At 42.6% G+C, this 14,817-nt stretch carries 12 protein-coding genes; all 12 read left to right on the top strand.

Going from position 1 to position 14,817, the window contains the following annotated elements:
* Nucleotides 1-132: 132 nt before the first annotated feature.
* Entirely contained in the window at nt 133-1,413 is a 1,281-nt protein-coding gene (gene wcaK, locus ACJHXB_RS10275; protein ID WP_042096525.1) for a colanic acid biosynthesis pyruvyl transferase WcaK, read from the top strand.
* Complete coding sequence (gene wcaL / locus ACJHXB_RS10270) at nt 1,410-2,630, top strand: colanic acid biosynthesis glycosyltransferase WcaL (protein ID WP_087890957.1); 1,221 nt, start codon at nt 1,410-1,412, stop codon at nt 2,628-2,630. Before wcaK ends, wcaL begins: the two co-directional genes overlap by 4 nt.
* 10 nt (nt 2,631-2,640) lie before the next feature.
* Nucleotides 2,641-4,035, top strand: coding sequence for a colanic acid biosynthesis protein WcaM (wcaM, locus tag ACJHXB_RS10265; protein WP_042096528.1), 1,395 nt, complete (start codon nt 2,641-2,643; stop codon nt 4,033-4,035).
* Between the two features lie 157 nt (nt 4,036-4,192).
* Nucleotides 4,193-5,188, top strand: a complete 996-nt coding sequence (locus ACJHXB_RS10260) for an N-acetyl-alpha-D-glucosaminyl-diphospho-ditrans,octacis-undecaprenol 4-epimerase (protein ID WP_000999466.1) — start codon at nt 4,193-4,195, stop codon at nt 5,186-5,188.
* 242 nt (nt 5,189-5,430) lie between these two features.
* On the top strand, nt 5,431-6,324 hold the full coding sequence (gene galF / locus ACJHXB_RS10255) for a UTP--glucose-1-phosphate uridylyltransferase GalF (RefSeq protein ID WP_000183058.1): 894 nt from the start codon (nt 5,431-5,433) through the stop codon (nt 6,322-6,324).
* 310 nt (nt 6,325-6,634) lie between these two features.
* On the top strand, nt 6,635-7,765 hold the full coding sequence (wzy, locus tag ACJHXB_RS10250) for an O175 family O-antigen polymerase (RefSeq protein ID WP_042096529.1): 1,131 nt from the start codon (nt 6,635-6,637) through the stop codon (nt 7,763-7,765).
* Entirely contained in the window at nt 7,762-8,838 is a 1,077-nt protein-coding gene (locus tag ACJHXB_RS10245; protein ID WP_042096531.1) for a glycosyltransferase family 4 protein, read from the top strand. Before wzy ends, ACJHXB_RS10245 begins: the two co-directional genes overlap by 4 nt.
* Nucleotides 8,839-8,852: 14 nt before the next feature.
* Nucleotides 8,853-9,902, top strand: a complete 1,050-nt coding sequence (locus ACJHXB_RS10240) for a glycosyltransferase family 4 protein (RefSeq protein WP_137487183.1) — start codon at nt 8,853-8,855, stop codon at nt 9,900-9,902.
* On the top strand, nt 9,880-11,037 hold the full coding sequence (locus ACJHXB_RS10235; RefSeq protein ID WP_001023675.1) for a glycosyltransferase: 1,158 nt from the start codon (nt 9,880-9,882) through the stop codon (nt 11,035-11,037). Before ACJHXB_RS10240 ends, ACJHXB_RS10235 begins: the two co-directional genes overlap by 23 nt.
* Before the next feature lie 11 nt (nt 11,038-11,048).
* The gene (gene cpsB / locus ACJHXB_RS10230) at nt 11,049-12,473 is read left to right on the top strand and encodes a mannose-1-phosphate guanyltransferase (RefSeq protein ID WP_097749514.1); all 1,425 of its coding nucleotides are present in this window, start codon (nt 11,049-11,051) and stop codon (nt 12,471-12,473) included.
* Between the two features lie 90 nt (nt 12,474-12,563).
* A complete protein-coding gene (gene cpsG / locus ACJHXB_RS10225; protein WP_097447022.1) occupies nt 12,564-13,934 on the top strand; it encodes a colanic acid biosynthesis phosphomannomutase CpsG in 1,371 nt (456 codons plus the stop codon).
* A 55-nt stretch (nt 13,935-13,989) separates the two neighbouring features.
* Complete coding sequence (locus tag ACJHXB_RS10220) at nt 13,990-14,817, top strand: glycosyltransferase family A protein (RefSeq protein ID WP_001446505.1); 828 nt, start codon at nt 13,990-13,992, stop codon at nt 14,815-14,817.

Here is a 14,817-nt window from a genome sequence, read left to right as displayed (position 1 = left end):
TTCCCCCTCACCCTAACCCTCTCCCCAGGGGGCGAGGGGACTGATCGAGCACGGCTTTGAATATGTCACCGGTTTAACTCTTAATCATCAACCATAGCACCGACGCAATTTAGAACTCCTTTTGAGGTCATAATGAAATTACTTATTCTGGGCAACCACACTTGCGGCAACCGCGGCGACAGCGCCATCTTGCGCGGCTTACTTGATGCCATCAACATCCTCAATCCACATGCCGAAGTGGACGTGATGAGCCGCTATCCGGTCAGTTCTTCCTGGCTGCTCAACCGCCCGGTAATGGGCGATCCGCTGTTCCTGCAAATGAAACAACACAACAGCGCGGCGGGCGTTGTCGGGCGCGTTAAAAAAGTCCTCCGTCGCCGCTACCAGCATCAGGTATTGCTCTCACGCGTCACCGACACTGGCAAGCTGCGTAATATCGCCATCGCCCAGGGATTCACTGACTTCGTGCGCCTGCTTTCAGGTTACGACGCCATTATTCAGGTCGGCGGATCGTTTTTTGTCGATCTCTATGGCGTGCCGCAGTTTGAACACGCACTTTGCACATTTATGGCGAAAAAGCCGCTGTTTATGATTGGTCACAGCGTCGGTCCATTCCAGGATGAGCAATTTAACCAACTGGCGAACTACGTTTTTGGTCACTGCGACGCGCTGATCCTGCGCGAATCGGTCAGCCTTGAACTGATGAAACGCAGCAATATCACCACTGCAGAAGTTGAACATGGCGTCGATACCGCGTGGCTGGTCGATCACCACACCGAAGATTTCACCGCCAGCTATGCCGTTCAACACTGGCTGGACGTTGCCGCACAACAGAAAACGGTGGCAATTACCCTGCGCGAACTGGCACCGTTCGACAAACGTCTCGGCACCACTCAGCAAGCGTATGAAAAAGCCTTTGCCGGGGTGGTCAATCGCATTCTCGACGAAGGCTATCAGGTGATTGCGCTTTCCACCTGTACGGGCATCGACAGCTATAACAAAGACGACCGCATGGTGGCGCTCAACCTGCGCCAGCACATCAGCGATCCTGCCCGTTATCACGTAGTGATGGATGAACTCAACGATCTGGAAATGGGCAAAATTCTGGGTGCTTGTGAACTCACCGTCGGTACGCGCCTGCACTCCGCCATTATCTCGATGAACTTTGCCACTCCGGCGATTGCCATCAACTATGAGCATAAATCCGCCGGGATTATGCAGCAGCTGGGGCTGCAAGAGATGGCGATTGATATCCGTCATTTACTGGACGGCAGCCTGCAAGCGATGGTTGCGGATACCTTAGGCCAGCTTCCGGCGCTGAACGCACGACTTAACGAAGCCGTCACTCGCGAACGTCAGACAGGAATGCAGATGGTGCAGTCTGTGCTTGAGCGCATCGGGGAGGTGAAATGAAGGTCGGCTTCTTTTTACTGAAATTCCCGCTGTCGTCGGAAACCTTCGTCCTCAATCAAATTACCGCGTTTATTGATATGGGATTTGAGGTGGAGATTGTCGCGCTGCAAAAAGGCGATACACAAAACACCCACGCGGCCTGGACGAAATACAACCTTGCCGCCAGAACCCGTTGGTTACAGGACGAACCTGCGGGCAAAGTGGCGAAACTGCGCCACCGCGCCAGCCAGACCTTACGCGGCATTCATCGTAAAAATACCTGGCAGGCGCTCAACCTCAAACGCTATGGTGCCGAGTCGCGGAACCTGATTTTATCTGCCATTTGCGGCCAGGTCGCAACACCGTTTCATGCCGATGTCTTTATCGCTCATTTTGGCCCTGCGGGGGTAACCGCAGCAAAACTACGGGAACTGGGTGTCATTCGCGGCAAAATTGCCACCATCTTCCACGGCATTGATATCTCCAGTCGGGAAGTGCTCAACCACTACACCCCCGAATATCAACAACTGTTTCGCCGTGGCGATTTGATGCTACCGATAAGCGATCTGTGGGCCGGAAGGCTGCAAAAAATGGGCTGCCCGAGGGAAAAAATTGCCGTATCGCGTATGGGCGTGGACATGACGCGCTTTAGCCCGCGTCCGGTGAAAGCGCCCGCAACGCCGCTGGAAATCATCTCCGTCGCACGCTTAACCGAGAAAAAAGGCCTGCATGTGGCGATTGAAGCCTGCCGTCAGCTGAAAGAGCAGGGCGTGGCATTTCGCTATCGCATCCTCGGCATTGGCCCGTGGGAACGACGCCTGCGCACGCTCATCGAACAATATCGACTGGAAGATGTGGTGGAGATGCCGGGCTTTAAACCGAGCCATGAAGTGAAGGCGATGCTCGATGACGCGGATGTCTTCCTGTTGCCATCGGTTACAGGTGCGGACGGCGATATGGAAGGCATTCCGGTGGCGCTAATGGAAGCGATGGCGGTTGGCATTCCGGTTGTTTCTACTCTGCACAGCGGAATACCGGAACTGGTGGAGGCCGATAAATCCGGCTGGCTGGTGCCTGAGAACGATGCCCGTGCACTGGCGCAACGACTGGCGGCGTTTAGCCAACTGGACACCGACGAACTGGCTCCGGTCGTCAAACGTGCGCGCGAAAAAGTCGAACACGATTTTAACCAGCAGGTGATTAATCGGGAACTCGCCAGCTTGCTGCAGGCTTTATAGAGGAGAACGCATGCCATTTAAAAAACTCTCCCGACGCACCTTCCTGACGGCAAGCTCGGCGCTTGCCTTCCTCCATACCCCTTTCGCTCGCGCACTTCCCGACCAACAGAGCGTTAACATTAACGACTACAACCCTCACGACTGGATCGCCTCATTTAAACAAGCCTTCAGCGAAGGGCAAACAGTCGTCGTGCCTGCCGGATTGGTTTGCGACAATATCAACACCGGCATCTTCATTCCTCCTGGCAAAACGTTACACATCCTTGGAAGCCTGCGCGGCAACGGCAGAGGGCGATTTGTTTTACAGGACGGCAGCCAGGTGACAGGGGAGGAGGGCGGCAGTATGCATAACATCACCCTGGATGTGCGTGGTTCTGACTGCACCATCAAAGGGTTGGCGATGAGCGGTTTTGGCCCGGTAACGCAGATTTATATCGGCGGCAAAAATAAACGCGTCATGCGCAACTTGACCATCGATAACCTGACCGTCAGCCACGCTAATTACGCCATTTTACGCCAGGGATTTCATAACCAGATTATCGGTGCCAACATCACCAACTGTAAGTTCAGCGACTTACAAGGCGACGCCATTGAATGGAACGTGGCAATTAACGACAGTGATATTTTGATCTCCGACCACATCATCGAGCGCATCAACTGTACTAACGGAAAAATCAACTGGGGCATTGGCATAGGCCTTGCGGGAAGTACCTACAATAACAATTACCCGGAAGACCAGACAGTGAAAAATTTTGTTGTGGCGAATATCACGGGATCGGATTGTCGGCAGTTGATACATGTTGAAAATGGTAAACATTTTGTTATTCGTAATATCAAAGCCTGCAATATCACACCGGATTTCAGTAAGAAAGCAGGTATTGATAACGCCACAGTTGCTATTTATGGTTGTGACAACTTTGTGATTGATAATATTGAAATGATTAATAGTGCCGGGATGTTAATCGGCTATGGGGTAATTAAAGGCAAATATCTCTCGATACCGCAGAATTTCCGGGTGAATAATATTCAACTGGATAATACTCATCTTGCTTATAAATTGCGCGGCATTCAAATCTCCGCCGGGAATGCTGTCTCCTTTGTGGCGCTGACTAACATTGAGATGAAGCGTGCGTCGCTGGAGTTACACAACAAACCGCAACATCTTTTTATGCGTAATATCAATGTGATGCAGGAATCCTCAGTTGGACCCGCATTGAGCATGGACTTCGACATGCGCAAAGACGTTCGCGGCGTGTTTATGGCGAAAAAAGAAACACTGCTATCTCTTGCAAATGTTCATGCGGTGAATGAAAGAGGGCAAAGCTCCGTCGATATCGACAGGGTTAATCACCATATTGTTAATGTGGAAAAGATTAACTTTAGATTGCCGGAACGGAGGGAGTAGATTTGCGACCATTCATAAACTTACTGGATATAATGTTCTAAAAGATTATAATCCTCACACTAACTGTTAAAGCTGGGGCTGGGCAGCATTGACTTCTCAGGGAAGGTACTCATCTTTATCTTGTGTTTCTTACGTAACAACCAGACTAAAGTGATTTATGAACGATAACGTTTTGCTCATAGGAGCTTCCGGATTCGTAGGAACCCGACTACTTGAAACGGCAATTGCTGACTTTAATATCAAGAACCTGGACAAACAGCAGAGCCACTTTTATCCAGAAATCACACAGATTGGCGATGTTCGTGATCAACAGGCACTCGACCAGGCGTTAGCCGGTTTTGACACTGTTGTGCTACTGGCAGCGGAACACCGCGATGACGTCAGCCCTACTTCTCTCTATTATGATGTCAACGTTCAGGGTACCCGCAATGTACTGGCGGCCATGGAAAAAAATGGCGTTAAAAATATCATCTTTACCAGTTCCGTTGCTGTTTATGGTTTGAACAAACACAACCCTGACGAAAACCATCCACACGATCCTTTCAACCACTACGGCAAAAGTAAGTGGCAGGCAGAGGAAGTGCTGCGTGAATGGTATAACAAAGCACCAACAGAACGTTCATTAACCATCATCCGTCCTACCGTTATCTTCGGTGAACGGAACCGCGGTAACGTCTATAACTTGCTGAAACAGATCGCTGGCGGCAAGTTTATGATGGTGGGCGCAGGGACTAACTATAAGTCCATGGCTTATGTTGGAAACATTGTTGAGTTTATCAAGTACAAACTGAAGAATGTTGCCGCAGGTTATGAGGTTTATAACTATGTTGATAAGCCAGACCTGAACATGAACCAGTTGGTTGCTGAAGTTGAACAAAGCCTGAACAAAAAGATCCCTTCTATGCACTTGCCTTACCCACTAGGAATGCTGGGTGGATATTGTTTTGATATCCTGAGCAAAATTACGGGCAAAAAATACGCTGTCAGCTCAGTGCGCGTGAAAAAATTCTGCGCAACAACACAGTTTGACGCAACGAAAGTGCATTCTTCAGGTTTTGTGGCACCGTATACGCTGTCGCAAGGTCTGGATCGAACACTGCAGTATGAATTCGTTCATGCCAAAAAAGACGACATAACGTTTGTTTCTGAGTAATGCAGACGAGTCAGAGAAAAAAGGACCAGGTTGGACTACGATTATTCGGAAAGAGGTACTGATTAAATTATCAGTATGCGGAATTCCGAGTAATCCGAGTAACCCAGATGCTGATGGTGTGTAGTGTTATCGCAAGGTTTAATCAAAGTTATGCGGAACTAAGCTTTGGTATATAGCCATACCGTTTGGCTAACCTATGGCAATAATTTACGCACTATCAGCCACTTAGAGGTAGGAAAAGAATGACGAATTTAAAAGCAGTTATACCGGTAGCGGGTCTTGGGATGCATATGTTGCCTGCCACTAAGGCGATACCCAAAGAGATGCTACCGATCGTCGACAAGCCAATGATTCAGTACATTGTTGACGAGATTGTGGCTGCAGGGATCAAAGAAATCCTCCTGGTAACTCATGCGTCCAAGAACGCGGTCGAAAACCACTTCGACACCTCTTATGAATTAGAATCTCTCCTTGAACAGCGCGTGAAGCGTCAGCTGCTGGCGGAAGTGCAGTCGATCTGTCCACCGGGAGTGACCATTATGAACGTGCGTCAGGGCGAACCTTTAGGTTTAGGCCACTCCATTTTGTGTGCGCGACCTGCCATTGGTGACAACCCATTTGTCGTGGTACTGCCAGACGTAGTGATCGACGACGCCAGCGCCGACCCGCTACGCTACAACCTTGCTGCCATGATTGCGCGCTTCAATGAAACGGGCCGTAGCCAGGTGCTGGCAAAACGTATGCCGGGTGACCTCTCTGAATACTCCGTCATCCAGACCAAAGAACCGCTGGACCGTGAAGGCAAAGTCAGCCGCATTGTTGAATTCATCGAAAAACCGGATCAGCCACAAACGCTGGACTCAGACATCATGGCCGTTGGTCGCTATGTGCTTTCTGCGGATATTTGGCCGGAACTTGAACGCACTCAACCTGGTGCATGGGGGCGTATTCAGCTGACTGATGCCATTGCTGAACTGGCGAAAAAACAGTCCGTTGATGCAATGCTGATGACTGGTGACAGCTACGACTGCGGTAAAAAAATGGGCTATATGCAGGCGTTTGTGAAGTATGGCTTACGCAACCTGAAAGAAGGGGCGAAGTTCCGTAAAGGTATTGAACATTTATTGAACCAATAATGGTATTAACAGGAAGTTATAGTCAATAGAGGGGCTAAAACGGTGGTGAATGTTTTTTGCGGGAGTATTGCGTAACTGATATTCCTCCCGTTTTTCGTTTGCAAAACCATCAATTAACAACGTGTAGGTATTGGAGGGAAAATTTATCCATATATCCTTGAGTCTTGTTTTTAATGGTAAGACAATCAGTAATTAAATTTTCTTACACAGCATAAACTTGAATTGAATTTAGATAATATGAGGGAAATCGCAGCGTACTGGTAACTGTCAAGCCAGGGGCGGTAGCGTGCCTTTTTAAAGATGATATACTATGAATCGACAAAATTTACTCATCGGTGTGGTGTTTTTTTCCACACTTAAAGTTGCTAGCATATTGGGTAATGTTTTTTTAAGTTTTTTAATACCAGTGATTTTATCTAGTTTTGCTCTCCTCGTTGGATGGGAAAAGAAACTTATTGGGAGACATTCTCTCTTTATAATTGCAGTCGCATTTCTAATCCTTTTTTCACTAATAATTAGTTTAACAATAGGTCATTTTGGGTTCGCAAGCTACCTGCTTTCCTCATATGTTATGATAATCACATATGTATTGATAGTGGGTATGTTTTTGGTACAGTCAAGAGATATACTTTCTCGACCTCATTTCTGGATAAAAACAACAAAAATAGTTATCTTATTTCATACGCTACTATTATCTATGCAAATAGTAGCATTTTACTTCTTCAATACTTTATTAGATGTAGGGGCTCTTACTGGTGGTGCCGAAACAAGAAGTATCGTGATATTATCAGACTCTTTAAGGCTGTTTCGCGGTGGGGGCCTTTTTGAAGAACCTTCAATTTATGTAGGGTTTATATTTCCATTCATATGCTTGCGTTATATAAATAATGGAAACAAGATTGATTATATTATCATGTTAGGCTTGGGGGGGGTCATTGTAACGCTATCAATTGTAGGATGTATTCTTGTTATATTGTTTTTTATTGTTGTTTTTTTTAGATTTAATATAAAATTATTATTAATTCTTACTATGTTATTGCTTGTTGCATATTATTATTCTAGCGATTATCTTCTGTTTAGACTTGATAAGGTCTTGAATGGAAATGATGGAAGCAGTTCTGTCAAATTATCGATGCTTGTAGATTACTTTAATAATGATGTTTTCTTTAAAGGCTATGGTTTACTTAGGAAAAGTGACTTCAACGGTGCATATGATGGTTTGGGGGATACAACAGTTTATACTAGTCTGTTTACTATTTTTGGCTTCCCAATTGGCCTGCTTCTTATTATACCACTACTTTATAAAATCATAACTATGGACTATGGGATAAGGCAAAAGGTTTTATTGTCTTTATGTTTCGTTAAATTAGCGTCTCCTACTTATATGTTTTTCTGGGCTTTATACTTAATAGTCTGCCTTGTGGGAAAAAATAATAAATGAATATTTTAATCATCTCAACTGCATCTGGATATGGTGGAAGTGAAAGAACCATCGAGATTATTTGTAAGGGTTTGATTCAAAAGCATCATGTGGTTGTTTTCGCTGAAAATGAAATTCATTGTAGGAATTTAAAGAATAATAAAATAATGGTTAAAACAGCAAGTAGAGGTAATTCAATTTTTGCAACTATTAATAATATTCAGAATATAATCAAGTTGGCAAATGAAAGTGATGTTATAATTACAAATACAAATAAGTCGGCTTTTTTAATAGCAATCTCTTCAATATTTAGCCAAAATATTAAGAGTAAGCGTAAATTGATTTTTGTTAGGGATTTTCAGTGGCGATATAAAAAAATAATTAAACGATTGCTCGATAATCATATTTTTTGCGTTGCATCTAAGGCCGTTGAAAGTTACGTCAACAAAAATTTCGATAAAAAAGTTTATATAATCCCTAACCCGATAGATGATGTTTCAATTGATAAGCTAACAACTAATGAGGCATTCGACATTAAAGAAAAATTTATTCTCTGTCCAGCTATGATTTCACGATGGAAAGGGATTCACCATATTTTATATGCGATGTATAAATCCAATATTTTAGTAAAGTTATATGTCGTTGGTGATGTTGTCGATCTTCAATATTATGAAGAACTGAAACAAATTGTGCATCGATTAGGATTAAGTGAGCGTGTTGTCTTTAAGGGATATACTAAAAATATTCAAAATTATTATCGGAAATGTGAGTTTGTGATTAGTTCATCTATTTCTCGTTTTGGAGGTCCTGAAACCTTTGGAAGGGTAATTATTGAGTCTTGGCAGAACGAAAAGACTGTAATTGCATTCGATTGTGGCGGGCCAAGTTATCTAATCGATAACGAATATAATGGGATACTGGTTGAAGAAGGAAATGATAGGGAGTTAGGTGATAAAATCAATGAGCTATTGGAAAATGAAGATAAATGCAAAAAAATGGGGTATGTGGGTTATTTGAAAGTTAAAGCTGAGTTTTCAGTTAATAACATAGCTAACGAAATTATAAAACTATCGAGTATGAGAGTTGATTTTTAAGTTGGAGAGTTATTTTGCGTCTATTAATTGACGGAAGAATGTTACATTCTTCTGGTGTTGGTGTGTATATCAAACAAATTATACATGAATTGGTCACTGATTCTAATGAAAATGTGACTTTAATACTTAATGAAACAGAAAGTGTCGAGGGTATACCTGAAGATATACAAATAATAAAAGTTAACTACGGTAGGTTTAGTATCAAGAACATATTCAAACTTCGGAAGTTGTTAATTAACTACGACTGTTATTTAATCCCAAATTTAGCTTTAACGCCTTTTAAAAGCAAAAAATATAAAATTTTTTCAACAGTGCATGATTTATGCCCAGTACGGATGAGAGATTGTTTTCCGCTGCACCTATCTATAGCCTATTGGGTCCTTATGCTATGGCAAATAATTAATTCAAATAAAATTTTTACAATTTCCGGTTTCACCAAAAAAGAATTAAAGTGTTTTTACCCCTTTTTTAATGAAAATAAATATGTTGTAGTTCATAATGGATGGGAAAAGAAAAACGGAAATATTACATTTCAAGGGGCAGAACCCTCTGAAATATATGGGTTGTGTGTGGGCAATGTAAAGAAACATAAAAACATTTTACCTTTAATAGATTATCTAAATAATTACGTACCAGACGCATTAATCTATATAGTGGGAGATTATAGTAATTTTAAAACTAAGGCTATTTCTGATGATCCAGTAAGTACAAAATCTATAGTTTTTACTGGTTTTATTAGTGATGAAGAACTTGATAATTTATATAAAAATGCTTCGTTTTTCATTTTTCCATCGAGATATGAAGGGTTCGGTTTGCCACTACTGGAAGCTATGGCATATCAATTGCCAATATTTGCGTCAAATATTGAAATTTTCCATGAGATTGCAGGGGAACATATAGAATATTTTGACCCATATAATTTTGATGGATTGAATAAAATGATTAGTTCGGTTCAAAAAAAAGATCTGAGGAAAGATTATTCTGATGTATTGAAAAAATTTTCCTGGAAAAAAACTGTTAATAGCATGCTTAAGGTGATGAATGAATATTCTTTTAATAAATAAGTTTTATTGGCCTGATGTTGGAGGCGTAGAAACAGTAGTCCAACAGCACGCTAATTTTTTAACTACGAAAGGGAATAAAGTTACAGTTCTTTGTATTAAAAAAAATGCATCACTGAAAACTGAAAAAATCAATATACAAGGAGTTAATATTATTAGATGTTCATCATTGGGTACTTTTTTTTCGATGCCGCTATCTCTATCTTTTTTTTATCATTATATTAGATCGGTGTTAGATAATAAATTTATAATCTTTCATGAACCATTTCCATTGGCTGATATAGCAATGTGTTTATTTTTGCCGAAAAAAAAGAAAACAATGATTTTTTGGCATAGTGATATCGTAAGACAAAAGAAGCTCAAACTTATTTTAGGTTTTTTTATAAAAAAAGCATTACGTAAAGCAAATGTTGTTTGTACAACATCAAAGAATTTATCTCAACACTCCGAGTATTTGGGAATAGTAAAGGAAAAATTACAAATTGTACCATTGTCAATTGATACTGATGGCTTGAATAAAAAAGTTAATTCTTTAAATGTAAACGAATTTGATTCTGAAATAAAATCTTATGCTGATGCACAGTTTATATCATTTGGTCGTTTATCCTATTACAAGGGATTAGATGTATTACTTGAAGCATTAAAAATTTTAAAAAAAGAGGGGGTTGAACCGAGAGTTGTAATTTCAGGTAAAGGTGAATTATCTAATCATATAGCAAACATCATAAAACAAGAACAGCTTTCTAATGTCATTTTCATTAACAGATTTCTTAAAGAAGATGAGAAGTGTTTTTTATTAAAAAATATAAAATGTTTTTTATTTCCTTCTATTGCAAATTCAGAGGCCTTTGGCATAACACAGCTAGAATCCTTAGCCCTAGGGACTCCTGTCATTAATACTAGCCTCCCAACTGGAGTTCCGGATGTTAGTATCAATAATTTAACTGGGCTTACTGTTACACCGGGGGATCCGTATAGTTTGGCAGAAGCGATTAAAAAAATCTATTTGAATAAAGTAAACTTAGATATATTCTCTGTTAATGCGAAGATTAGGGCATCAACGATTTTTGATGATAAAATAGTACTTCCGCATTTTTATAATATAATATTAGACGTTTGTAACGACAAATATATTTAATAGGAGCGGTTATGTCTTTAATACCAGTAATAATGGCTGGAGGTACTGGTAGCAGACTTTGGCCATTATCTCGCGAGTTATACCCAAAGCAGTTTTTGAGATTATCAGGCGATTACACAATGCTACAATCAACAATACTTCGTTTGGAAAGTATAACAAGTAATTCACCAATTGTTATTTGTAATGAGCAACATAGATTTATAGTTGCAGAACAATTAAGAATGGTAAACAGGTTAAAAAACAATATTATCTTAGAGCCGAAAGGGAAAAATACTGCACCTGCTATTGCCTTAGCTGCTATAGCAGCTAAAAAAATTTATGGTGAAGATTCTAATTTATTAATATTGTCGGCCGATCACATTATAAATAATAATGATGAGTTTTGTGATGCTGTAAATAATTCAATAATACTCTCTGATAAAGGTAATTTAGTTACGTATGGCATTGTGCCTACAAAACCAGAAACCGGATATGGATATATTCTGCGTGGTGATTTAATAAGTTCAACTGATCAACGAACGGCTTTTAAAGTCGAACGTTTTGTCGAAAAACCGAATCTGGAAACCGCCCAGGCCTATGTGGCAAGCGGCGAATATTACTGGAACAGCGGCATGTTCCTGTTCCGCGCCGGACGCTATCTCGAAGAACTGAAAAAATATCGCCCGGATATCCTCGATGCCTGCGAAAAAGCGATGAGCGCCGTCGATCCGGATCTCGATTTTATTCGCGTGGATGAAGAAGCGTTTCTGGCCTGCCCGGAAGAGTCGGTGGATTACGCGGTCATGGAACGAACGGCAGATGCTGTTGTGGTGCCGATGGATGCGGGCTGGAGCGATGTCGGTTCCTGGTCTTCATTATGGGAGATCAGCGCCCACACCGCCGAGGGCAACGTTTGCCATGGCGATGTGATTAATCACAAAACTGAAAACAGCTATGTGTATGCCGAATCTGGCCTGGTCACCACCGTCGGGGTTAAAGATCTGGTAGTGGTGCAGACCAAAGATGCGGTGCTGATTGCTGACCGTAACGCGGTGCAGGATGTGAAAAAAGTGGTCGAGCAGATCAAAGCCGATGGTCGCCATGAGCATCGGGTGCATCGCGAAGTGTATCGTCCGTGGGGCAAATATGACTCTATCGACGCGGGCGACCGCTACCAGGTGAAACGCATCACCGTGAAACCGGGCGAAGGCTTGTCGGTACAGATGCATCATCACCGCGCGGAACACTGGGTGGTTGTCGCGGGAACGGCAAAAGTCACTATTGACGGTGATATCAAACTGCTTGGTGAAAACGAGTCCATTTATATTCCGCTGGGGGCGACGCACTGCCTGGAAAACCCGGGAAAAATTCCGCTCGATTTAATTGAAGTGCGCTCCGGCTCTTATCTCGAAGAGGATGATGTGGTGCGCTTGTCAGATCGCTATGGAAGAATTTAATCCATTACGAATGAAATTAAGAGAATCGTTCATTTTAAAGCATTCAACTCTTATATTTAATAAATAAATTTTTAAATGATGGTGTGTGAAATGACTAAATTAACCTGCTTTAAAGCCTACGATATTCGCGGGAAATTAGGCGAAGAACTGAATGAAGATATCGCCTGGCGCATTGGGCGTGCCTATGGTGAATTTCTCAAACCGAAAACCATTGTGTTAGGCGGTGATGTCCGCCTCACCAGCGAAACCTTAAAACTGGCGCTGGCAAAAGGTTTGCAGGATGCGGGCGTCGATGTGCTGGATATTGGCATGTCCGGCACCGAAGAGATCTATTTCGCCACGTTCCATCTCGGCGTGGATGGCGGCATTGAAGTTACCGCCAGCCATAATCCGATGGATTATAACGGCATGAAGCTGGTGCGCGAGGGGGCTCGCCCGATCAGCGGTGATACCGGACTGCGCGATGTCCAGCGTCTGGCAGAAGCCAACAACTTTCCTCCCGTTGATGCAACCAAACGCGGTCGCTATCAGCAAATCAATCTGCGTGACGCTTACGTTGATCACCTGTTCGGTTATATCAACGTCAAAAACCTCACGCCGCTCAAGCTGGTGATCAACTCCGGGAACGGCGCAGCGGGTCCAGTAGTGGACGCCATTGAAGCCCGCTTTAAAGTCCTCGGCGCGCCCGTGGAATTAATCAAAGTACACAACACACCGGACGGCAATTTCCCCAACGGTATTCCTAACCCGCTGCTGCCTGAATGCCGCGACGACACCCGCAATGCGGTCATCAAACACGGCGCGGATATGGGCATTGCCTTTGATGGCGATTTTGACCGTTGTTTTCTGTTTGACGAAAAAGGGCAGTTTATCGAGGGCTACTACATTGTCGGCCTGCTGGCAGAAGCGTTCCTCGAAAAAAATCCCGGCGCGAAGATCATCCACGATCCGCGTCTCTCCTGGAACACCGTTGATGTGGTGACTGCCGCAGGCGGCACCCCGGTAATGTCGAAAACCGGACACGCCTTTATTAAAGAACGTATGCGCAAGGAAGACGCCATCTACGGTGGCGAAATGAGCGCCCACCATTACTTCCGTGATTTCGCTTACTGCGACAGCGGCATGATCCCGTGGCTGCTGGTGGCCGAACTGGTGTGCCTGAAAGAGAAAACGCTGGGCGAACTGGTACGCGACCGGATGGCGGCGTTTCCGGCAAGCGGTGAGATCAACAGCAAACTGGCGCACCCCGTTGAGGCGATTAACCGCGTGGAACAGCATTTTAGCCGTGAGGCGCTGGCGGTGGATCGCACCGATGGCATCAGCATGACCTTTGCCGACTGGCGCTTTAACCTGCGCACCTCCAACACCGAACCGGTGGTGCGGTTGAATGTTGAGTCAAATGCAAATAGAGAACTTATGATAGCGAAAACTACTGAAATATTGAAGTTACTACAGCTTTAATATATTATTCTAAGATTATGAATATATATTTCAATCAAAAAATGGAATTCTTTATATGGTTATAATTAATATTACTACAATACAATCAAGGCTTGATTTATGTTCAGCAACGTTGTGGTCTTTAATAAACCAAAATCATAAACCTGACAAAATAATATTATGGATATCTAAGGATGCATATTTATTAGATACAGGAGTATTAAGCTTGCCTCAATCAGTGCTAAAACTTATGAAGATTGAGAAAAACCTGGAAATAAGATACGTTACAAATATTGGGCCATATCGAAAAATCATTCCTGCATTAAGAGAATTTTCCGAGGAGGATATTCTGATATATGCAGATGATGATGTAATATATTCACCACTATGGTTGCACGAATTGATGATAACTTTCGATAAATACATGGGTGAATATCCTGTAGCTAGTCGAGTAAGAAAAATAAATAAAAATTTCTTTGGAGCTGTAAAGGGATATATTAGGTTTCCATTAATAGAATATGAAAGTATTATTGAAGATAATTTCATTATAACGGGGGTTGGAGGCTGTGTATTGAAAAAAAAACATATTAAACATGAAATGATATATGATGATTCATTTATAGATGTTGCCCCTCGTACAGATGACTTATGGCTTAGTAAAATCCTTCAGCTATCTAATACAAAGATTGTTGTATGTCCAGCAGCATTACCACATCTGAATGAAATATCACATGATTCTTATGCCCTTAATACTTTAAATAACAATGAGCACAAAAATTCTAATGTAATTATGAAAGGGATTCGTAAGTTTAAGAGTTTATTTTTAGCTGAGTTGGGCTTTGCAACGTGTAATAATGACATTATGCTTCGGAGTATTGATGATCATTTTCATGGAATAAAATGA

The organism is Escherichia sp. WS3227_2, assembly GCF_046486495.1.
GTDB classification, from domain to species: Bacteria; Pseudomonadota; Gammaproteobacteria; order Enterobacterales; family Enterobacteriaceae; genus Escherichia; species Escherichia coli.
This window is presented reverse-complemented; position numbering and strand designations above follow the sequence as displayed.

Bases quoted from the DNA above. Each gene is read 5' to 3' on its own strand.
- ACJHXB_RS10235 (WP_001023675.1), top strand. From the start codon at position 9,880: ATGAATATTCTTTTAATAAATAAGTTTTATTGGCCTGATGTTGGAGGC.
- ACJHXB_RS10260 (WP_000999466.1), top strand. From the start codon at position 4,193: ATGAACGATAACGTTTTGCTCATAGGAGCTTCCGGATTCGTAGGAACC.
- ACJHXB_RS10220 (WP_001446505.1), top strand. From the start codon at position 13,990: ATGGTTATAATTAATATTACTACAATACAATCAAGGCTTGATTTATGT.
- cpsG (WP_097447022.1), top strand. From the start codon at position 12,564: ATGACTAAATTAACCTGCTTTAAAGCCTACGATATTCGCGGGAAATTA.
- wcaL (WP_087890957.1), top strand. From the start codon at position 1,410: ATGAAGGTCGGCTTCTTTTTACTGAAATTCCCGCTGTCGTCGGAAACC.
- ACJHXB_RS10245 (WP_042096531.1), top strand. From the start codon at position 7,762: ATGAATATTTTAATCATCTCAACTGCATCTGGATATGGTGGAAGTGAA.
- wcaK (WP_042096525.1), top strand. From the start codon at position 133: ATGAAATTACTTATTCTGGGCAACCACACTTGCGGCAACCGCGGCGAC.
- wzy (WP_042096529.1), top strand. From the start codon at position 6,635: ATGAATCGACAAAATTTACTCATCGGTGTGGTGTTTTTTTCCACACTT.
- wcaM (WP_042096528.1), top strand. From the start codon at position 2,641: ATGCCATTTAAAAAACTCTCCCGACGCACCTTCCTGACGGCAAGCTCG.
- cpsB (WP_097749514.1), top strand. From the start codon at position 11,049: ATGTCTTTAATACCAGTAATAATGGCTGGAGGTACTGGTAGCAGACTT.
- galF (WP_000183058.1), top strand. From the start codon at position 5,431: ATGACGAATTTAAAAGCAGTTATACCGGTAGCGGGTCTTGGGATGCAT.